15 protein-coding genes are annotated in these 21,422 nt (G+C 74.7%); 9 read left to right on the top strand and 6 right to left on the bottom strand.

From position 1 onward, the window contains the following. The first annotated feature begins 17 nt into the window (after positions 1–17). From WA788_RS06755 to WA788_RS06720, 8 genes are all read left to right on the top strand, one after another. On the top strand, positions 18–1,298 hold the full coding sequence (locus WA788_RS06755) for an enolase C-terminal domain-like protein (RefSeq protein ID WP_335972447.1): 1,281 nt from the start codon (positions 18–20) through the stop codon (positions 1,296–1,298). Between the two features lie 98 nt (positions 1,299–1,396). Then, positions 1,397–2,737 (top strand): ABC transporter substrate-binding protein, encoded by a 1,341-nt coding sequence (locus WA788_RS06750; protein WP_335972446.1) that lies wholly within the window; start codon positions 1,397–1,399, stop codon positions 2,735–2,737. Between the two features lie 52 nt (positions 2,738–2,789). Continuing rightward, positions 2,790–3,689, top strand: a complete 900-nt coding sequence (locus WA788_RS06745) for a carbohydrate ABC transporter permease (protein ID WP_335972445.1) — start codon at positions 2,790–2,792, stop codon at positions 3,687–3,689. Next, positions 3,686–4,585, top strand: a complete 900-nt coding sequence (locus WA788_RS06740; protein WP_335972444.1) for a carbohydrate ABC transporter permease — start codon at positions 3,686–3,688, stop codon at positions 4,583–4,585. Before WA788_RS06745 ends, WA788_RS06740 begins: the two co-directional genes overlap by 4 nt. Beyond that, positions 4,582–8,760, top strand: a complete 4,179-nt coding sequence (locus tag WA788_RS06735) for a fibronectin type III domain-containing protein (protein WP_335972443.1) — start codon at positions 4,582–4,584, stop codon at positions 8,758–8,760. The genes WA788_RS06740 and WA788_RS06735 overlap by 4 nt, the downstream gene beginning before the upstream one ends. Continuing rightward, entirely contained in the window at positions 8,754–9,608 is an 855-nt protein-coding gene (locus WA788_RS06730; protein ID WP_335972442.1) for an NAD-dependent epimerase/dehydratase family protein, read from the top strand. Before WA788_RS06735 ends, WA788_RS06730 begins: the two co-directional genes overlap by 7 nt. A gap of 178 nt (positions 9,609–9,786) precedes the next feature. After that, entirely contained in the window at positions 9,787–10,620 is an 834-nt protein-coding gene (locus tag WA788_RS06725; protein ID WP_335972441.1) for an SDR family NAD(P)-dependent oxidoreductase, read from the top strand. A 66-nt stretch (positions 10,621–10,686) separates the two neighbouring features. Continuing rightward, positions 10,687–11,544, top strand: a complete 858-nt coding sequence (locus tag WA788_RS06720) for an SMP-30/gluconolactonase/LRE family protein (protein ID WP_335972440.1) — start codon at positions 10,687–10,689, stop codon at positions 11,542–11,544. Positions 11,545–11,592: 48 nt separating this feature from the next. Here the strand turns inward: WA788_RS06720 and WA788_RS06715 are convergent, their stop codons facing one another. After that, positions 11,593–12,579, bottom strand: a complete 987-nt coding sequence (locus tag WA788_RS06715) for an MASE1 domain-containing protein (RefSeq protein ID WP_335972439.1) — start codon at positions 12,577–12,579, stop codon at positions 11,593–11,595. A 69-nt stretch (positions 12,580–12,648) separates the two neighbouring features. Beyond that, positions 12,649–13,479, bottom strand: coding sequence for a PP2C family protein-serine/threonine phosphatase (locus WA788_RS06710; protein WP_335972438.1), 831 nt, complete (start codon positions 13,477–13,479; stop codon positions 12,649–12,651). 254 nt (positions 13,480–13,733) lie between these two features. On the opposite strand from WA788_RS06710, the gene WA788_RS06705 reads away from it, so the two are divergent. Next, entirely contained in the window at positions 13,734–14,687 is a 954-nt protein-coding gene (locus WA788_RS06705) for an NAD(P)-dependent oxidoreductase (protein WP_335972437.1), read from the top strand. Here WA788_RS06705 and WA788_RS06700 read toward each other — a convergent pair. The 4 genes from WA788_RS06700 to WA788_RS06685 all read right to left on the bottom strand — a co-directional run bounded on the left by WA788_RS06700 (position 14,672) and on the right by WA788_RS06685 (position 21,412). After that, entirely contained in the window at positions 14,672–17,668 is a 2,997-nt protein-coding gene (locus tag WA788_RS06700) for a glycoside hydrolase family 35 protein (protein ID WP_335972436.1), read from the bottom strand. The genes WA788_RS06705 and WA788_RS06700 overlap by 16 nt on opposite strands. 64 nt (positions 17,669–17,732) lie before the next feature. Further along, positions 17,733–19,091 (bottom strand): right-handed parallel beta-helix repeat-containing protein, encoded by a 1,359-nt coding sequence (locus tag WA788_RS06695; RefSeq protein ID WP_335972435.1) that lies wholly within the window; start codon positions 19,089–19,091, stop codon positions 17,733–17,735. A 25-nt stretch (positions 19,092–19,116) separates the two neighbouring features. Further along, positions 19,117–20,250, bottom strand: coding sequence for a Gfo/Idh/MocA family protein (locus WA788_RS06690; protein WP_335972434.1), 1,134 nt, complete (start codon positions 20,248–20,250; stop codon positions 19,117–19,119). An 82-nt stretch (positions 20,251–20,332) separates the two neighbouring features. After that, positions 20,333–21,412 carry a GDSL-type esterase/lipase family protein gene (locus WA788_RS06685; RefSeq protein ID WP_335972433.1) on the bottom strand — a complete coding sequence of 360 codons (1,080 nt, stop codon included), beginning with the start codon at positions 21,410–21,412 and terminating at the stop codon, positions 20,333–20,335. Between the last annotated feature and the right edge of the window lie 10 nt (positions 21,413–21,422).

Raw genomic sequence — 21,422 nt, 5'->3', positions numbered from 1 at the left:
AACCTGGAGTCCCTCCCGTGAGCGACCAAGCCGCCACCCCCGAGCCGGTCGAGCCGCCGTGGGCGCAGCCGTCCGGCGTCCGCATCACCGGCGTCAGGACGATCCTGACCGCGCCGGCCGGCACCACGCTCGTCGTGGTCCGGGTCGACACCAGCGAACCCGGCCTGTACGGGCTCGGCTGCGCCACCTTCACCCAGCGCGCCGCGGCGGTCGCCACCGCGGTCGATGAGTACCTGGCCCCGCAGCTTGTCGGCCGCGACCCGGCCGACATCACCGACATCGCCGCGACCCTGCACGTCAGCGGGTACTGGCGGTCGGGCCCGGTGCTCAACAACGCGCTGTCCGGGGTGGACATGGCGCTGTGGGACATCAAGGGCAAGCAGGCCGGGATGCCGGTGTGGCAGCTGCTCGGCGGGCGCTGCCGCACCGCGGTGCCGGTGTACGCGCACGCCGCCGGGCGGGACGTGGAGGAGGTCACCGACGAGGTGCTGGCGCTGATGGCCGACGGCTACCGGCACGTGCGCTGCCAGGTCGCCGTGCCGGGCGCCGGCACCTACGGGGCGCCGGCCGCCGCTGCCGCGGCCGGCGCCCACCGCCCGCTCACCCCGAACGCCTGGGACCCGGCCGCCTACCGGCGCACCGTCCTGGGGCTCTTCGACCACCTGCGCGAGCACGCCGGCCCCGAGGTCGAGCTGATCCACGACGTGCACGAGCGGGTGCACCCCACCGACGCGGTGCGGATCGCCGCGGACCTGGAACCGTACGACCTGTTCTACCTGGAGGACCCGGTCGCGCCGGAGGACCTCGAGTGGCTGCGGGTGCTGCGCGCCCGCAGCGCCACCCCGATCGCGATCGGCGAGCTGTTCACCAACCCCGCGGAGTACCGCCCGGTCGTCCAGGAGCGGCTGTGCGACTTCATCCGCGTGCACGTCTCCGCGATCGGCGGCATCACCCCGGCGTGGCGGCTGGCGAACACCTGCGAGCTGTTCGGGGTGCGCACCGCCTGGCACGGGCCCGGCGACGTCTCGCCGATCGGGCACGCCGCCAACCTCGCGCTGGACCTGGCCGCACCCAACTTCGGCATCCAGGAGCAGCACCTGTTCGGGCCCGAGGCCCGCGAGGTGTTCCCCGGCTGCCCCGAGATCCGCGACGGCCACCTGTGGCCCGGCGACCGGCCGGGCCTGGGCGTCGACCTCGACGAGAAGCTCGCCGCCGCCTACCCGCCGCGCCTACCCGCCGCACCCGGCCGGGCGTGGAAGCCGCCGCGGCGCGCCGACGGCGCCCTCCAGCGCCCCTGACCGGCCCCGCACCGCAACCGGCCCCGCACCGCAACCGACCCGACCGCCCGCACCACCCCTACCGTCCGACCCGCTGTCCGTTCCAAGGAGCGACCCTCATGAGACCCCGTATCACCGTGACCCTGACGGCCGCCACCGTATGCCTGGCCGGTGTGCTGACCGGCTGCTCCAGCTCCTCCGGCAGCGGCGGCGCGACGACCACGCTGAACGTCGCCGAGTGGACCAACCCCGGCGCCATCCAGTTCACCCAGTGGCTCGACGCGAAGTTCGAGAAGGCCCACCCGGGCGTGAAGGTCAAGCTCCAGCAGGCGCCGACCTCCAACGGCGCCTGGGGGACGCTCTGGAACAGCCTGCTCCAGTCCAAGTCCGTGGACGTGCTGGCACTCCAGGCGCCCACGCAGGCCGGCTTCGCCCCGAGCTACACCAGCCTGAAGGCCCAGGGCGCGGCCGCGCTCATCCAGGCCGGGCAGCTGGTGGACCTGAAGAACCAGCCGTTCATGAAGCACTACGACCAGGCCGCCCAGGCCGCGGCGGCCGGCCGCAACGGCGGCATCTACGGCGTGATGGCCGCGGAGTACTCCGCCGCCGGCGCCATGTGGTACAAGAAGGACCTGCTCGCCAAGTACCACATGAGCGTGCCCACCACCTTCCAGGAGTTCCTGGACGACTGCGCCACGCTGAAGAAGGCCGGCGTCACCCCGATCTTCGTGTCCGGCAAGGACGGCATGCAGGGCGGCGTGTGGCAGGGCGTGGAGAACCAGGTCCTCATGCAGGGCAAGAAGCCCGCCGAGTCGGTGCGGGTCGGCAGCGACCGGGCCGACGCCTTCTGGAAGGGCACCCAGTCCTGGAACGACCCGGTCTACCACCAGACCTCCGACCGCTACGAGCAGGTCATGAAGTACATCGAGCCCAACGCGGCCGGGGTCGCCCAGCTGACCGCGCCCGGCGTGTGGGCGGCGAAGACCGACGACTACCCGTTCCTGCTCGACGGCTCGTGGGACGGCGCGGTCATCCAGCAGGCCAACCCCAAGCTCGACACCGGCTTCTTCACGATGCCCGGCACCGATGACGCGTCGGCCAACCGCCTCACCCTCAAGCCCGACCTGACCTGGGTGGTGCCCACCAGCGCCAAGCACCGGACGCTGGCCATGCAGTGGCTGTCGATGTTCTCCGAGCCGGAGAACTACCAGCAGTGGCTGAAGCAGACCGGTTCGGTCTCCACCCAGCCCGCGCTCACCAACAGCCTGCCGTGGATGGACTGGCAGAACTCCCACATGGCCGACGCGTTCGCGCAGTTGAGCACCCCGTGGGTGCCGGCCGGCGCCGCCCTGGACGCGGCGGGCCCGGACTTCTACAAGATGACGCCCATCGGCAAGGACAGCGTCGACACCATCCTCAACCGCTCCGCGTCCGTCTACCGCAAGTCGGTCAAGGGCTGACCGCCGCCTAGGCACCCAAGACCAGGCAGCAAAGAAAGAGAGGAGGCGCGGCGTGGCACGCTGTCCCTTCGGAACGCAACGCACGCGGCGGTTCATCCCCTGGGCCAGCATCGCGATACCGGGAGCCGGCTGGCTGCTGTTCGGGCTGTACCCGTCTCTGGCCACCATCGGCTACTCGTTCACCCGCTACTCCGGACTCCCGGGCACGCCGTTCAACTTCTGCGGCATGTGCAACTACCACGCCGCCGTCACCTCGCTGTCCGGCCAGGTCCTCGGGGCGGTGAAGGTCACGCTGATCTACGTGGTCGGCGTGACCGTCCTGCAGAACGCCATCGGCCTGGGCCTGGCGCTGCTGCTCAACCGCGGCGGCCGCTCGTACACCTTCTACCGCGCGCTGATCTTCATGCCGCAGATCTTCTCCGTCACCGTGGTCGGCGCGATCTTCGCGCTCATGCTCGACCCGTACTCCGGCCCGACGGAGAAGCTGGTGCACGGCCTGTTCGGCACCGACTCGGCGTTCCTGGGCTCCAGTTCGCTGGCCCTGCCGCTGGTGATGATGGTGAACGTCTGGATGTTCTCCGGCTACTCGATGCTCATCTACATCGCCGGGCTGCGGAACATCCCCGCGTCGGTGTACGAGGCCGCCGCGATGGACGGCGCGGGGCGGCTGCGCACCTTCCGGCACGTCACCTGGCCGCTGCTGGCCCCGGCCACCACGGTCAACGTCTTCCTCACCGCCATGGGCACGCTCGGCGAGTACGCCCTGATCATGGTGCTGACCGGCGGCAACTTCGGCACCAAGACCCTGGGCCTGTACATGTTCCAGTCCGCGTTCGGCGCGGACAGCCAGCTCGGCTACGGCTCGATGCTGGCCATGCTCCAGTTCCTGCTGACCGTCGTCATCGGCGGCGGCCTGCTCTACACCCTGCGCAAGCGGGAGGTGGCCCTGTGACCGCCCCGGGCGCGCTGCGGCGCCTGCTCACCACCCGCCGGACGAAGGCGGCGGGCGTCAACCTGCTGTGCTTCGCCATCGCCGCCGGCCTGTTCGCCCTTCCGCTGGTGTACGTCCTGCTCCAGGCGTTCAAGACGTACACCGGCTTCCTCCAGAACCCGACCGGGGCGCCGCACCCGTGGTCCACCGAGAGCTTCTCGTCGGCCTGGCACCAGGGGCACTTCGGCCGGGAGATGGTCAACAGCCTCGTCTACGCGGTGGTCCCGGACGTGGTCACCCTCGTCCTCGGGGTGTTCCTCGCCTTCCCCATCTCCCGCGGCTACTTCAAGTACTCGGGCGGCCTGTACACGTTCTTCGTCTTCTCCGGCTTCCTGCCCGGCGGCCTGATCCCGCTGTTCATCGAGGCCCGCACGCTCCACCTGTACAACAGCATGATCGGGTACCTGATCCTCACCAGCCTGTCGGGCGCGGGGTTCTTCTTCTTCGTCGGCTACATCCGCGGCATCCCGCGGGAGATCGACGAGGCGGCGGCGCTGGACGGCTGCGGCTACGTCCGGTTCATCTTCACCATCATCATCCCGCAGATGAAGCCGGCGCTGGCGACGTTCGGCATCTTCGGCTTCGTCACCGCCTGGAACAACCTCATCCTGCCGCTGGTGATGCTCTCGGACTCGGCCCTGTGGCCGGTCACCCGCGGGCTGTACTCCTTCTTCGGCGAGTACGCGCAGAACTGGCCGCTGATCGCGGCCGGCACCTTCATCGTGGCCGCGCCGATCATGCTGCTGTTCGTCCTGCTCCAGCGCTACCTCGTCGAGGGCGTCGCGGGCGGCGCCACGCTCGGCGCCCAGAACGTCGCGCCCGGCGCCGGCGGCGCCGAACTCGGAGGGGGGTCGTGACCGGCACCGCCGGCACCACCGGCACCCCCACCACCGACTGGCCCGAGGGCGCCGCCGAGATCGCCTTCCGGCTGCACGACCGGCTCGACCGGCCCGAGTTCGCCTGGCCCCGCACCCTGCTCCACTACCGGGTGCGGTGGCCGGCCCCCGCCGTGCGGGCCGCGGACCTGCGGCTGCTCGACGACGGCGGGGCGGCCGTGCCCTTCCAGCTCACCGACACCGCCCACCCGGACGGGCCCGGCGACAGCGGCCGACTGGCCGCCGCGACGGTGTGCTTCTTCGCCGACCTCCCCGCCGGCGGGCGCCGCACCTTCACGCTGCGGGCCGACGCCTCGCTGCCGCCGGCCCGCCCCGAACGGACGGTGCGCGTCCGCACGGACAGCGACGGCACCGTGGTGGACGGCGGGGCGCTGCGGGTCCGCCTGCCCGCCCCGGGCCGCTTCGGCGCCGCCGACGAGGTGCCCGGACCCGTCCTGCGGCTCGACCGCGGAGGCGGGTGGGTCGGCGGCTCGGTGCTGCGCCGCCCCGCCGGGCCCGCCGAGCACTTGGAGGTGCGGCTGCTGCGGGCCGGGCCGCTCTTCGCCGACCACGCGCTGGCGTACCGCTTCCGCGACGGCGCCCGCTACACCGCGGTCGTCCGGGTCCTGCTCGACTGCGACTTCCTCGAACTCGCCGAGGACATGGCCGGACTCGACACCGACGGCGCCTGCTGGCAACTGGACTGGGAGGGGTGCGCGCCCACCCACCGCTTCTCCTCCGCCTGGCCCCACGCGCAGGACGCCGCGGCCCACGCCGCGCCGGGCACACCCGGGCGGTACCACTGGCTGGGCATCGACGAGCCGGTGGTGGTCGGCGACAGCGGGGAGGACCCGCCCTTCTCCGGGCCGGGCGGCCGGGAGCGCCCGGAGGCCGCGATGGCCTTCACCGTCGGCCCGTACGCGCCCAGTTACGCCTGGGGCATCCGCCCGCACGCGACGTTCTGGGACGCGGCAGGCGGTGACGGGAGCGGCGGTGACGCGATGGGCGTGTTCATCCGCGACCACGCCCGCTGGGACGACCGCGGCTACGCCCACTGGGCCTCCGCCGGCACCCTCCAGATCCGCTTCCGCCACGACGGGGTCCTGCACTGGACCTGGCCGCTGCGCACCGGCACCCGGCACACCGGCATCGCCTTCTACGACCACCGCCGCGACCTGGACGCGCTGCGCCGCCAGGAGCAGGCCGGCCGCCGCCCCGCCCACCAGACCACCCATGTCCGCGACCTGCACCACTGGCAGGGCACGCTCAGCCTGGACCGGGTCAAGGACTGGACCCTCACCTACAGCGGCCGGCGCCCCCGGCCGCTGTGCACCACCGGCGAGTTCGCCACCCCGCGGGAGTTCACCGACGCGCTCTTCGCCGGACCCGACGGCCCCCGCCTGCTCGCCAACGGCGTCAACGAGGTCGCCGGCTACCTCAACATCGGCCAGCGCCCGCTCTACGACCGGCTGCTGGACGGCTATGACCGGTTCGCCGACCGCCTCGACCCCGCGCAGCGCACCCGGGTCGACGCCCTGCTCCTGCTCACCGCGTACGTCTCCGCGGGCGAGGAGATCGGCCCCACCCTGCGCATGCTCGGCGGGCACCCCAACTTCCTCGCCGACGGCAAGGCCGCGCTGGCCTGTCTGGCCTGGCTGTTCCCCGAGCACGAGGCGGCCGGGCGGTGGCTGGACGCCTTCGAGAAGTTCGCCGAACTGTCCGGCACCTTCCACACCCGCCCCGCGCTGCCCTCCCGCGGCGCCCGCCCCGGCCGCTGGACCGAGAGCCCCGCCACCTACGTGTGGGCGTTCCTGCGCCCGCTCACCCAGGGCAACGCCCTCGCCCAGCACGCCGACGGCCGCAACCGCATCGCCACCGAGCACTTCGCCGCACTCGGCGACTGGCTGGTCGACGCGCTGACCGCACCCGTCGACGTCTCCGGCACCGGCGACCTGCGCCGCCTGCACCCCGCCCAGGGCGCGCACGCGTTCTGGCCGCGCCGCCCGCCGATCGAGATGCGGCTGCTCGCCGAGGCGCTGCGCCGCTACCGCCCCCTGACCGCCGAACACCTGCTGTGGGGCAGCGACCCCGGCGCCCGGCGGCTGGACAGCAGGCCCGGCGACCCCGACACCTGGCGGGTGCTGCTGCGCTCCGGCGGCGATACCGCGACCGGCCGCGCCGCCGCCACCGGCACCAACCCCCGGCTGCGCAGCACCAAGTACACCGGCTACGGCGTCACCCTGCGCGCCGCCGTCGACCGGCCGGAGGAGGTCGCCGTCTTCCTCCAGCAGGTCGACCGCGGCCCCAACTACCGCTGGGGCATCGCCGACGACAACGGCTGCGGCCAGCTCTACTACTACGCCGCCGGCCGCTCCTACAGCGGCCACGGCCCCGAGGACGCCGGGGACCGCCGCGTCCCCGACGCGACCTTCACCACCTCCTGCGCGCTGTGGCAGGACGGCCGCTTCCGCGGCATCGGCCCGCACACCCTGGACCGCCCGCTGTACGACCTGGACCCGGCGCAGTTCGCCGAGATCACCCCCGACCCGGACAGCCCCGTCGCCGACCTCTACCTCAGCCGCAGCGTGCTGCTCGTCGGCAGCGACTACCTCGTCACGTACGACGCGTTCGCCGCCGGCCAGCGCATGGTGTGGACCTGGTCGGTGCTGACCGAGGCCACCGGGCACGACGCCAACAGCTACCGCCACCTGCCCGAGCAGCTGCCCTTCCTGCACGTGGTGCGCGGGGTGCGGGAGGACGGGCGGCCCGCCGACGGCACCGCCGGCGGGGGCTTCGCCACCGACGTGACCCGCGGCGTACGGCTGGAGGGCCGCGCCGACGGCGGCAGCGGCAACACCCTCGCCGTGGTCAGCCACCGCTTCGACCTCACCGTCGCCGCCGCGCGGACCACCCCGTGGGGCACCACCGTCCGCACCCCGCACAGCGTCGACCACGTCTTCCGGTACGAGGCCGCCACCCACTACGAGCCCGGCCAGGCGCGGTTCGCGCGGGACGGGCTGCGCTTCGAGGGCACCGCGGGCGTCATCCGGCTGTTCGACGACGGCCGGCGCGAACTGGCCCTCTTCCACGGCACCGCCGTGGGCACCGCCGACGTCCTGCTCACCACCGCCGACCGAGACCTGGGCATCAGCCTCGCCTACCGCGACCCGGCGGAACTGGCCGGCAGCTACGTCGCCCCCGCGGACACCGCGATCACCCTCGACCTGCCCGGCGGGCTCGCCGCGGGCACCGCCCTGTACGTCGACGGCGCCCCGGTGCGGCCGCTGGAGCGGCACCCCGGCGCGCTGCGCGTGGCGCTGCCCTCAGGCCGCCACCGCTGGGAGCTGACGGCCCGCCGCCCGGAGCCGCTGCCTCCGCGGGTGGTGCGCACCGAGACCCTGCCCGGCGGCGCGCTGGTGCACTTCACACCGGTCGCCGCCGCCGACGGCTACCTGCTGGAGCTGAGCACCGACGGCGGCACCACCTGGACGCGGGCCGCCCGCACGGCGGCCGGGCCCTTCCGGCTCACCGGCCTGGACGACGGCCGCACCTACCACGTGCGTGTCGCCGCCTACAACGCCGACCGGCGCGGCCGGCCCGGCACCGACTACCCGGTGCACGCCACCTCCGCCGCGCCCGAACCCCCGGACGGGCTGCGGCTGCGACTCGGCCCCGGCACGGTCACCGCCACCTGGGGCGAGGTCCTGGGCGCCGCCCGCTACCGGCTCTACCGGCGGGCGCGCGGCGCGGACGACTACCGCGAGGTGTACGCCGGGCCCGGCTTCACCTGCACCGACCGCGTACCGCGGCCGCCCTCCGGTGCCGGCGACCGGGCCGGTGCCGCGCCCGTCGTGCAGTACGCGGTCGCCGCGGAGAACGGCAACGGCCGCGGACCGCTGTCGGCCGCCGTGGACACCGACCCGGCGAGCCCGCGGCACTGGTACCCGCCGGGGGGCCTGGCCTTCCGCCGCGACCACACCTACCACCGGCCGCCGTTCGCACCCCCCGGCACGGCCCCCCTGCCGTACGACGAGCAGCTGCCGCCGGCCGCGGTGCCGCAGACTGCGGGTATGGACACGGGTACGGACACGGGTACGGACACGGACACGCGTATGGACACGGGCACGGCCACGGACGCGGGGGAGCAGGCGTGGTGACGCAGCGGCAGCGGGTCCTGGTGACCGGCGCCGCCGGGCGGATCGGGCGGGCGCTGCGGACGCGGCTGGCCCGGCCCGGCAGGACCCTGCGGCTGCTGGACGTCGCCGAGACCGCGCCCGCCGGGCCGGGCGAGGACGTCGAGGTGGTCCGGGCGTCCTTCACCGACCCGGACGCGATCCGGGCGGCCTGCCGCGGCGCCGACGCCGTGCTGCACCTGGGCGGCGAGGCGGGCGAGGCGTCCTGGGAGCGGGTGCGCGAGGCCAACATCGACGGCACCGCGCACCTGCTGGAAGCCGCGCGGGCGCAGGGAGTTCCGCGGGTCGTGCTGGCCTCCAGCCTCCATGCCGCCGGGTTCCGCAGCCGCGAGGAGGCGGCAGCGGCCCCGGGCGGGCTGCTCGCCGCCGGAAGCGCGCCGCGCCCCGACACGTACTACGGCGCCTCGAAGGCCGCGCTGGAGGCGCTCGGCGCGCTGTACCACCACCGGTTCGGCATGGACGTCAGCTGCCTGCGGATCGGGGCGTTCCGGCCGGCGCCGCTGGCCCCGGAGGACCTGGCCGGCTGGCTGTCCCCGGACGACGCGGCCCGGCTGGTGGAGGCGTGCCTGCGGGCCCGGCCGGCGGGCTTCCGGGTGCTGTGGGGGATCTCCCGCAACACCCGGCGGTGGTGGTCGCTCGCCGAGGGGGAGGCCATCGGCTACCACCCGCGCGACGACGCCGAGGACCACCTGCCCGCGCTGCTGGCCTCGGGCGCCTTCACCCCGGACGACCTCGATCCGGCGGCGCCGCGCAACTCCCGGGTCGGGGGGGCCTTCTGCACCCGGCCGCTCGGCGGCGCCGGCCGCGGCTGACCGCGCCCCCGCCGCACACGCGCCCACGCGCCCACGCGCATCAGGCACACGCACACCGCACGCACACGCACACCGCACGCACACCCGCATCACGCACCTGCGCACGCTCGGTCCGACCTCCGGGCGGCGGCAATCCATCGGGGCGAGAAGCCCGCACAGCGGCTGGGAGAGGTAACACATGGCTGAGGAACACGCCGGGCGCGTCGCGCTGGTGACCGGCGCTTCGAGCGGCATCGGCCGCGCCACCGCCGAACTGCTGGCCGCCCGCGGCGCCGCGGTGGCCGTCAGCGCGCTGGACGCCGCCGGCACCCGCGAGACGGTGGCGGCGATCACCGCCGCGGGCGGCCGCGCCCTGCCGGTCGTCGCCGACGTCGCCGACGGCGCGGCCGTCGCCGAGGCGGTGCGCCGCACCGTCGAGACCTACGGCGGGCTGGACGTCCTGGTGACCTCCGCGGGCGTCCAGCGCTACGGCACCGTCGCCGACACCGACGACAAGACGTGGGACGAGGTGTTCACGATCAACGTCAAGGGCGTCTTCCTGGCCGCCCGGGCCGCCCTGCCGCACCTGCGGCGCAGCACCTCCGGCGGCGCCGTCGTCGTGGTCTCCTCGGTGCAGGCGCGCGCCACGCAGGCCAACGTCGCCGCGTACGCCGCCGCCAAGGGCGCGCTGAACGCGCTGGTGCGCTCGATGGCCGTCGACGAGGGGCCCTTCGGGGTGCGCGTCAACGCGGTGTGCCCCGGCTCCGTCGACACCCCGATGCTGCGCCGCTCCGCGGAGCTGTTCAGCGACGGCTCCGACGCCTCCGTGCGGCACCTGCTGGCGCAGTGGGGGCGGTCGCATCCGCTGGGCCGGGTCGCCGAGCCGCGGGAGGTCGCCGAGACCATCGCCTTCCTGGCCGGGACCCGCGCGGGCTTCGTCACCGGCGCCGACGTCCCGGTCGACGGCGGGCTGCTGTCGGCGCTCCCGGTGGCGCTGCCGCCGGCCGCCCCCGAAGCCCCCGCGGGCGCCTGAACCCCGCCCCCCGCCGCCCCCGCGGCGCCACCCCGCACCCGGACACGCCCCCTGGAGAGGACCCGGATGAACCCCCGTGTCGAGGTCGCCGTCCCCGGCGCCGCCGCCGTCGGCGAGGGCCCGCACTGGGACGCGGCCACCGCGACCCTGTCCTGGGTGGACATCCCCGCGGGTGCCATCCACCGCGCCGCCGGGGCCGCCGGGGAGGTGCGCACGACGGTCCTGCCGACCTCGGTGGGCGCCGCCGTGCCGAAAGCCTCCGGCGGCATGGTCGCCGCCACGGGGGAGGGCTTCGCCGACGTGGGGCCGGACGGCCGGTACGCGCCGCGGCCGCGCGTCCTGCCGCCGGGGCAGCGGATGAACGACGCCAAGTGCGACCCCGCCGGACGGTTCTGGGCGGGGAGCACCGACCTGGACTTCGCCCCCGGGCAGGGCGCGCTCCACGTCCTGACCCCGGACGGGGCCGGCCACGTGGTGCTCACTGGGCTGACCCTGCCCAACGGCATGGCCTGGTCCCCGGACGGGCGCACGATGTACCTCGTCGACACCATGGCCGGCGAGCTCAACGCCTTCGACACCGACCCGGTAAGGCCCCGCCTCGCCCGCCGCCGGCTGCTGGCGGCGTTCGCCGGCCGGGGCATCCCGGACGGCATGGCCCTGGACGCGGCCGGCTGCCTGTGGATCGCGATGTGGGGCGGCTTCCGCCTGCTGCGCGTGTCGCCCGACGGCGACGTCCTCGCCGAGGTCCCGCTGCCCGTCGAGCAGCCCGCGTCCTGCGCCTTCGGCGGCCCCGGCCTGGACATCCTCTACGTCACCACCGCCCGCGAGGGCCTCGACCTGCCCCCCGGCGACATCGCCGGCTCCGTCCTGGCCGTGCGCGGCTTGGACGTCACCGGCCTGCCCGCCGCGCGGTTCGCCGGCTGACGGGCGGATCGACGAACCGGCTGACGGACCGGCAGACGGCCCGGCGGATCACGCGGGCGGGTGGCGGGCGGGGGAGAGGCGGTCCTGGCGGGTCTCGCCGACGGAGAGGCGGTCGAGCACCTCGGCCAGCTCCTCGCAGGCGTGCTCCACCGACTGCCGGGTGCGGTACTGCTCGGTGATCACCGCGGACAGCAGCAGCGCGGTCAGCGCGGTCGTCCCGTTGAACGCCTGGAGCTTGACCATCACCTCGACGTGCGAGAGGTGCCTGAACGGCCCGGCGCCCTCGGTGGCGGCCACCGTCGTCATGACCGACGCGAACAGCGCGCACAGCAGGCTCCCGGCGAACCGGAAGCGCAGCGCCGCCCAGATCAGCATCGGGTAGACCACGAAGAGCACGCTCAGGTCCGACCGGGTCGCCACCAGCAACGCCGCGCAGCCGATCAGCGACAGAGCCAGCGCCTCCTTCCAGCGGCGCAGGTCCGGGCGGGCGCGCGCCCCGACGACGAGCAGCAGCGCCGGCGTCACGATCAGCACCCCCATCGCGTCGCCGACCCACCAGGCCAGCCACACCGCCCAGAAGCCGCCCGCCTCCAGCTTGCCGGTGAGCACCAGCAGGCCCGTCCCGGCGGTCGAGCTGATCAGCATGGCGCCCAGCGCGCCCAGGAACACCAGCGCCAGGCCGTCCCGCAGCCGGCCGAGGTCGGTGCGGAAGCCGACCGCCCGCAGCAGCAGGCACGCGCAGACCGGGGCCGCGGTGTTGCCCGCCACCGTGCCGATCACGTCGGCCTGCGGCGGGTCGATCGAGCAGACCACCGCCAGCGCGCCGATGGCGATGCCCGGCCACATCCGCAGCCCGTGGAGGAGGAGGGCGGCGACCGCGACACCGGTGGGCGGCCAGATGGGGGTCACCACGGCCCCGTCGACCTCCAGCCGCCGCAGCAGCCCGAGCCGACCCGCCAGGAAGTAGCAGGCGACGACGGCCAGCGTCCGCACGGCGAACAGCCCGGCCCGCCGCAGCCGCGCGTCTGCCTCCACACCCTCCACCCCGCCATGAGACACCGGCCGCGCGCGGTCGGCCACGCGAGCGACCCCTCGACACCGCCGTCAGGCGGCCGCGGCGGGAGCGTCGTGGCCGACCACCAGCACCGCCGCGTCGTCCTCGTGGCCGACCGCTCCGGCCATGGCCACCACGCGCGAGGCCAGCGCGTCCACCGCGACGCCGGTCAGCGCGGCCGTACGGGCCAGCTCCGCCACCCGCGCCAGGCCCTCGTCGAGGCTGAGCGACGGGCCCTCCACCACCCCGTCGGTGAGCAGCACGAAGACGCCGCCTTCCCGCAGCCGGTGCCGGGTCACCGGGAACGCGGCCCCCTCGACGATGCCCAGCGGCGGCCCGCCCTCGCCGGTGTCGATCCCCGAGCGGCCGTCCCCGGTCGCCCAGATGTGCGGCACATGGCCGGCCCGGGCGCTCTCCATGACGCCGGTGGCCGGGTCGAGCCGGATGAAGGTGCAGGTGGCGAAGAGGTCGCCGCCCAGCGCCTGGAGCAGGTCGTTGGTCCGCGCCAGCAGCTCACCGGGGTCCCCGCCAACCGAACCCAGGGCACGCAGGCCCACCCGGACCTGGCCCATGAAGGCGGCCGCCTCGATGTTGTGGCCCTGGACGTCGCCGATGGACAGCCCGATCCGGCCGTCGGCCATGGGGAAGGCGTCGTACCAGTCCCCGCCCACGTACAGGCCGTGGTTGGCGGGCGCGTACCGGACCGCGAGGCGCACGCCCGGGAAGGCGGGCAGGCGCCTCGGGAGCATGCCGCGCTGGAGGGCGACGGCCAGCTCGACCCGGGAGCGCTGCTGCTCGGCGAGCTCGTATGCGCGGGCGGTGAGCGAGCCGAGCCGCGCCAGCAGCTCGTCGCCGTCGTCCGCGGGGCCCCGGCGGGACACCGGTCACCCGCTTCTGACGCCGGTTCCCGCCGCCGATGCGACCTGGGAGCTGCTCGTACCGGTCATACCGGCCTCCTGGTTCGGCTCGGGCGCAGGGCGCGGACCCGACGCCATGGCCCGCTCCACGGTAGCGGGCGCGGCCGCGGGCCGCCTCCGAGCAGGCCCCGAGCAACGCCCGCGCGGCTCGCCCGCGCAGGCCCCCGCCGGCCCGGGCCCGGCGGTGCGTGCCGCGGGCCACCGGATACGATCCCGGGATGTTGAAAGTGGGACTGATCGGTCTGGGGCGGATGGGCCGCCCGCTCTGCACGCGCCTGGCCCGCGCCGGCCACCCGGTGACCGCCTTCGACGCCCGGCCCGAGCGGAAGGCGGACGCCGAGCGGAGCGGAGCGCGCTGGCAGGACTCGGCGAAGGCGGCCGCCGCGGGCGCCGACGTCCTGGTCACGGTGCTGCCCGGCCCCGCCGACGTCGCCGCGGCGGTGGACGACGCGGTGCTGCGCGCCCTGGGCGCGGGCGGTATCTGGCTCGACATGTCCAGCAGCACCCCCGAGGCCGCCGCCGCGCTCCGCGACCTCGCCCGGCGGCACGGCGTCGACACCCTGGAGGCCCCGATCGGCGGCAGCCCGCAGGACGCCGCCGCCGGCCGGGCCCGGCTCTTCGTCGGCGCCGAGGAGGCGACCCTGACCCGGGCGCGCCCGCTGCTGGAGGCACTCACCGCACCCGACCTGCTCACCCGCGTCGGCGGCCCCGGCACCGGCTACGTCGCCAAACTCCTCGTCAACTCCCTGTGGTTCGGGCAGGCGGTGGCCACCGCCGAGGCACTGCTGCTCGGCAGCCGGGCCGGCATCGACCCGGCCCTGATGCGGGAGGTGCTGCTGGCGGGCCCGGCGGCCGGCGCCTTCACCCGCGACCACCTGCCGGCGCTCTTCGCCGGCGACTACCTCCCCTCGTACGAACTCGACCGCATCCACGACCAGTTGGCGGAGGTCACCGCCCTCGCCGGGGAGCTGGGCACCCCGCACACCGTGGCGGAGGCGGTGCGCGCGGTGCACCAGCGGGCCCTGGCGCGCTACGGCCCGGTGAACGGCGAACTCCTCGGCGTGGCGCTCCTGGAGGAGCAGGCCGGCCTCACCCTGCGCCCGGGCCGCCCGGACCGTCCAGGCAGCACGGACGGCCCGAGCGGCCCGGACGGCCGTCAGGAGCGGCGGTAGGAGGGGGACGCGACGGTCTCCACCGGTGTGCCGCCGCGCGCGGCGGCGAGCAGCGTCAGGGCGGGCAGCGCGGGACCGGCCGGGCCGGTGCCGTCGGTGAGGACGGCCAGGGCGAGGGTGTTGGCGCCGCGGGTGCGCAGGATGCCGTTGGGCAGGACGAAGGTGTGCTGCGGGCCGACGTCGTTGGCGTACTGGCCGATGTTCCAGCCGTTGAGGAAGATCTGCACGCGGTAGGCGCGGGCCGGGTCGTCGGTGAAGGCCAGGCCGATCGAGGCGTCGGTGGCGCCGTCGACGGCGAGGGTGAAGGCGGTGCGGTACCAGGCGACGCCCTGCCGGGTGTCGGTGTGCGGCAGGGTGACAGGCGACCACGCCCGGTCGGGGAAGCCGGGCAGGTGCCAGCCGTTGCGCTCCCCGTACAGCCCGCCGGTGTTGAGCGGGCCGCGAACGGCGTCGTAGCCGTCCGCGCCCTGGATGCGCCAGGTCAGGGGCGCGCCGTCCAGGGTGGCGGCGGTCAGGCCGCGGGCGGACTTGAAGGCGTCGTTGGCGCCGCCGTCCTCCTCGTGGCCCATCCGCCGGACCAGGACGGCGAGGGTGTGCGGGCCGCTGCCGCGCAGGTCGGCGGGGACGGTGAAGGCGGCCGTGTCCGACCAGGTGCCGGTGATGACCTCCGCCTTGGCGGGGACCGGCATGCGGTGGGTGCCGAGCGGGCGGCCGTCCCACCAGGCCATCAGCAGGCCGAGGGTGCCGGTCTGGTAGGACAGCGCGATGTCCTGCGCGGTGCTCGCGTCCGCGACCTCCGCGCGGTACCAGACGTCGCCGTAGTGGAAGCCGTAGTCGTCGGCGAAGAGCACGGCGGGCTGCCCGGCCGGGACCGCGGTGGTGCTGTGACTGGAAGTCAGGTCGGCCACCCGCCAGGCGCTGTCGTCGAACGCGGCGGCGGACTCCGGGTTCTCCGCGGCGTACCGCCAGCCGGTGAGGGCCGGCAGGGACACCGCTGCCGGGCCGGGGAGCTGTCCGGTGGCGCTGAGGTCGCCGGAACCGGTGGTGGCGACCGGGATGTCCAGGCCGTTCCACGTCACGGCCTTGAGGACCCCGGGCGACCACACCTTCAGGCCGGTGGCCGCGGTGGTGTCGCCCGTCAGGTGCACGCTGCGGCCGGTGATCGCCGCGGTGCGCACCAGGGCGGGGCCGCTGACGAGGACCGAACCGGTGCCGGTGGTGCGCGGCCACAGGGTCGCCGCGGCGTCGTCGTCGGCCAGCAGCAGGACGAGCGGGGTGTCGTAGCCGCCGCCGTCGAGCCGGACGACGGTGAGCCCGGCGAGCGTCGCGTTGATCCGCAGCGTGCCGGACGCCGTGTCGTACGTGCTGGCGGCGGCCCCGTCGGTGACGGTGACGGTCGGGGCGTCCTTGCCCAGGACGACCACCTCGACGGGGTCGCCGGGGCGCCCGGTGAACACCGCGAGGTCGCGTGCGTCGCCGGAGGCGCGCCACATCGGCTGGGCGGTGGTGTAGAGCAGCGCGCGGCGGCCGAGCGAGACGTTCGCGGCCAGCAGCTTGCCGTCCTTCGCGCCGACCTTCAGCCCGCCGGAGGCGGCCGGCACCGTCACGGTGCCCGCGGCTGTCGCCACCGGCACCGTGCACGTCACGTCGGCACCGGTGTCGTTGCGCAGCAGGTACAGGTGCGAGCCGCGCTCGGGGTCGGTCAGGTGGTACACCCGCACCGACGCGCTGCTCGCGGCGGTGTCCGCGGCGCGGTCGAGTACGGCGAGGTCGGGGAAGGACGCGAGCAGCGAGCCCATCTGCTTCATCGGGGTGACCTTGGCCGTCAGCTGGCGGGCTTCGCTGATCGCCGCGCCGAAGTCGTACGAGGTGTAGACGACCGGGGCGGGCAGCCAGCCCCAGGAGGTGCCGCCGAACGTCATGTAGACGTTGTGGATCTTGATGCCGTTGGCGAGGTTCGTCAGGTAGAACCGTCGCTCGTAGGCCGGGTCGCGGGCCTTCCACGCCCCGGCGTACCCCTGGCCGGCGAACCCGGCGCCGCCCCACGCGTCGAACCAGCCGCCGCCGAACTCCGCGAGGAAGCCGGGCGTGTCGGGACTCGCGGTCGAGCCGCCGGTGGCTCCGCCGGTGCCGAAGTAGCCCCAGTCCGGCGGGTTGCCGCTGGCGTAGCCGTCGAAGGCGTACAGGTAGCGGCCGGTCTCCCCGCCGGTGTCGAAGCTCCCGGGCACCCAGTCGCCGTTGCGGCCCTTGTCGTTGTGGAACAGCGGGATGTCGATGCCGTCGGAGCGCACCTTCGCGTACAGGTGCGCCATGTAGTCCTTGCCGGTGGCGGAGCCGACGTACGAGGCGTACTCGTTCTCCAGCTGGTAGAGCACCACGGTGCCGCCGCCGCGGGTGTACTGGCGCGGCGCGATGACCGCGTTCACCGCGGTCAGCCACTCGTCGGCGTACCGCAGGTAGACGGGGTCGTCGGTGCGCGCCTTGGCGGCGGTCGCGGTCAGCCAGCCGGGGTAGCCGCCCGCGTCCGTCTCGCCGTTGATGTACGGGCCGGGCCGCACGATGACGTACAGCCCGGTCTCTGCGGCCGTGTCCAGGAACTGCCCGAGGTCGCGCACGCCGGTGAAGTCGTAGTGGCCGGGGGCGGGGGAGTGGTAGCTCCAGTTCGCGTAGACCGACACCGCGTTGTAGCCGCTCGCGGCGAGCTTTTCGAGGATGTCGCGCCACAGCGACGGGCTGGGCAGCCGGAAGGGGTGCATCTCGCCGGACCAGACCGGTACGCGCTGCCCGTCGACCAGCAGCGAGTAGCGGTCGAAGGCGACCGTGTGGGCCGTGCCCTTGGCCGCGGCGGCCGGGGTGATGCCGCCGGCCGCGGAGCCGGAGCCGGAGCCGGAGCCGGAGGCGGCCTCGGCGGCGTGCGGGAGCGCCAGCGCGGCGGTCGCCGCCCCGGTGAGGGTGGTGAACGTACGTCGGGAAAGGGACACAGGTCCTCCTTGCGGACGGTCGGTCGAGCTCGGTCCGGGGTGCCGCCCGGGCGCGGCGGCGGGATCAGCGGGTCTCGAAGGCGCCCAGGTCCGGTGCCTCGCCCTTGTAGGGCAGCCCGACGTCGGTGCCCTGGTCGATCAGGTCGCTCGTCGCGGCCGGGCGCAGGTAGGGCAGCGTCGGCAGGCTGCCGTCCGAGTGGCGGGGCGCGTCCCAGCCGGTGGTCGAGACGCTCTGGAACTGCGCGTCCGACAGGGCCAGGCCGAGGTCCCAGGAGTTGTCGGCGGAGTCGGTGCCGGTCATGTTGGAGGTGAGGGTGCCGGTGTAGGCGACGTCGTTGCGCAGGGTGCCGAGGCCGGTGGCGGTGCCGTCGGGGGCCACACCGAGCATGTTGAAGTCGGGGTGGTTGCCGTAGCCGGTGTCGTTGAAGAAGTCGTCGGCGACGGTGTGGTGGTTGGCGTAGAAGCCGGCGGCCTTGTTGTCGAAGGCGACGGACTGGCGCACGGTGTGCTTGACGCCGCCGGTGACGTACTTCCCGCCGTAGCCGCCGGCCTTGAAGCCGTTGCCGTCGCCGGCGCTGGTGGCCGTGCCGGGGACGTACCCGTTGGACCAGGCCCAGGACTGCTCGATGGTCACCGACGACAGGGCGTTGATGAGGTCGAAGCCGTCGTCGGAGTTGTTCCAGGAGCGGTCGCCGCGGAAGACGTTGCCGGGGTTGCCGGCGGGGATGTGGGCGCCGAAGCCGTCGGCGTTGGTGCCCGGGCCGCTGGAGCTGTCCGCGTCGTAGTTGTCGTGGGAGTCGGTGTTCAGCACCAGGTTGCCGCCGCCGTCCTGGAGGAAGACGCCCGGGCCCATGATGTCGTGGACGTCGAGCTGCTCGTAGGTGTTGTCGCTGCCGGAGTTCCACACGCCCCACGACTCGTGGTTGAGGGTGTTGTTCTGCGGGACACCGGTGATCTCCAGGCCCTTGAGGTACAGCCAGCTGCCGGTGACGTCCAGGCCCTTGATCCGGCAGTCGTCGGTCATCTTCGAGAAGTCGAGGACCGGCCGCTCCCCCGGGTAGGCCCAGTAGCGGATCGGGCTGCCGGAGGTGCCGCTCTTGCTCAACGTGACCGCGTCGACCCGGGCGGTCTGGCTGGAGCAGGAGGTGGTGGCGTGGGTGTAGGCGTAGGTGCCGCCGCGGACGTACACGGTGTCGCCGGGCTGGGCGACGTCCTGCGCGTGCGCGAGGGACTGCCACGGCGCGCCTTTGGTGCCCGCGGCGCTGTCGTCGCCCGTGGGCGACACGTAGTAGACGGCGCCGGTCATCGGACGCGCGTGGCCCGGGGCGGGGCTGGCGGCGGCCGAGTCGGCGACGACGGCGATGACGCCGGCGATGACCGCGGAGGTCAGCAGGGCGCGGGCCGCGGTGCTGTTCGTCTTCATTCGCTCACTCCGGAATCGTGAAGTCCTACGAACGGGATACGGGCGCAAGCGCCCAGGGGGCGCCGGACTCGGCGAAGGTCGACAGGTGCTCGGCGGACGCCGCCACCGCCGCCTCGACGCCGACGACAAGGACGCGTGCCTCGTCGCCGCTGCCCGAACGCCGCAGCCAGGCGGGCGCGATGGGGCGCGGGTCGGGGGCGGTGCGCACCGCGTCGAGCACGCGCATGAAGCCGCCGCAGTCCGCCAGCGCCGATTGCAGCGGGACCCGGTCGTCGTCGAGGTGGTCCAGCAGGTTGCGCAGCGGGGTGGTCGTGCCGTGCTCCTCCCGGACCCCGTCCAGGAAGAGCACGTCCTTCGTGTAGTGCAGTGCGGCCCGGCCCCGGGTGCCGTGGACCAGCAGCACCGGGTCGGAGGTGACCTCCGCGCAGAGCGTGACGGCGGCGCTGACGACGGTGCCGCGGCCGGTGCGCAGCCGGACGCATGACGTGTCGTCGGCCTGGATGTCGCGGGCCCGCAGCAGCTCCAGTTCGACCCCGGACACGTCGTCCCAGCCGGTGCTGTTGTCCAGGAACAGGGCGGTCGCGACCATGTGCGCGAAGGGGTTGGTCAGCGCGCCGTCCACCACCGGCACCCCGTCGACCTCCCGGCGGCCGGCCCACGCGGCGCGCCGGTAGTAGCCGTCCGGGCGGGACCAGGCGCCGTGGCCGCCGATGCCCCTGATCCGGCCGAGCGTGCCGTCGGCCATCAGCGCGCGCAGCCGGGCGGCCGCCCGCGAACCCAGGCTCTGGAAACCGGTCTGGCAGGCGCGGCCCGCCGACCGGCCCAGCGCGACCAGTTCCCGCCAGCCGTCCGCGGTGGGCAGCGGCGGCTTCTCCACCAGCAGGTGCGCGCCCGCGCCGAGCACCTGCCGGGCCAGCGGCAGATGGGTGTGGATGGGGGTGGCCACGATCCCGATGTCCGGCCGGACCCGGTCGAGCAGCCGGCCGAGGTCGGTGTCGAACGGCCGGTCCCCGGCGAGTTGCCGCCCCTCGTCGTCCAGCGGCCGCACGTCGCAGACGCCGGCCAGCCGGACCGCGCCCGACGCCTCCAGCGCGGCGATCTCCGCGAGGTAGGTGCGTCCGTAGCCCGAGGCGCCGACGAGCACCACGTCCCTGGTCATCGTGTCCTCTTTCCTGTGGCCGGGCGCGGTGTGCGCCCGGGCGGAGCGTGCCTGGCGGGTGCCGGGGCCGGCGGGCGTCCGGTCAGTTGTCGAGGAAGGCGGCGTCCGGCAGGTGGGCGGCGCGGATCTCGCCGGCCACCAGCCCGGCGATGGTGGCCGCGCCGCCGGCGTTGAAGTGGGTCTGGCTGCGGCCGGCGGGCAGGTCGGCGTAGAGCAGCCAGGAGGCGTCGGGGCCCAGTTGCTCCATCAGGGCCTCGCTGTCGGCGGTCAGGTCCAGCAGGGGGATGTCCTGCTGCTGGGCGATGTCGCGCATGACGGCGGGCAGGTCCACGCCGAGGCTGTTCACGATCCGCCCGGTGGGGGTGATCTTCCCGTCGGCGTCGAAGAGGTGCCGCACGGGCGGGGTGACCAGGACCGGCCGCGCGCCGCGGGCGCGCACACCGTCGATGAGGGTCAGGAGGTTGGCGCGGTAGGTGTCCTCGGGGGTGGTCTTGTCGTTGTGGGCGAGCTGGATCAGCACCTCGTCGCCGGGCTGGATCTGCGGCTGGAGCGTGGCGAAGAGCGCCGGGTTCGACAGCCAGGAGACCGTACTGGAGCCGGAGACTGCCCAGTTGGCGACGTCGAGGCTGCCGTGGACGTACTGCGGCAGCTCCTGTGCCCAGCCGCGCTGGACGGTGTTGAGCCAGTCCGAGGCCGTGGAGTCGCTGATCACGTAGAGCCGCGGCGCGTGCGGGCGGGCGGTCACGCTCAGCGCGCTGACCGCGGGTGCGGTGCCGGTGAAGGTGAGTTGCAGGCCGGGGGTGCCGTCGCCCTCCTGCCCGTCGGGCATGCTCTCCGGGGTGCGGACGTCGACGGTCACGGTGCGGTGCGCGAGGTGGCCGGCGGTGGTGGCGACGGGGGCGAGGACGGTCCGGTTCGCCTCCACGTCCAGCCCGGTGTCGGCGGCCGCGGTACGGCTGCCGAGCGTGAGCTGTATCTCGTAGGCGCCGGGTGCCACGTCGAAGGAGCAGGTCAGGCCGGTGCCGTCGGTGCCCGGGGCGCAGTTCTGGGCGAGCTGGTCGGCGGGGCGCGGGGTGCCCGCGGCGGCGACGGCCGTGCCCGGGAGGGTGAGGACGGCGGAGGTGACCGCAACAGCGGCCAGCAGTCGGGTTCTACCGCGCATGGGATGTCCC

Origin of the sequence: Streptomyces sp. CA2R106 (assembly GCF_037034245.1) — a bacterium.
GTDB lineage: Bacteria > Actinomycetota > Actinomycetes > Streptomycetales > Streptomycetaceae > Actinacidiphila.
The sequence above is the reverse complement of the archived record's forward strand: the minus strand, read 5'-3'. Positions and strand labels throughout refer to the sequence as shown.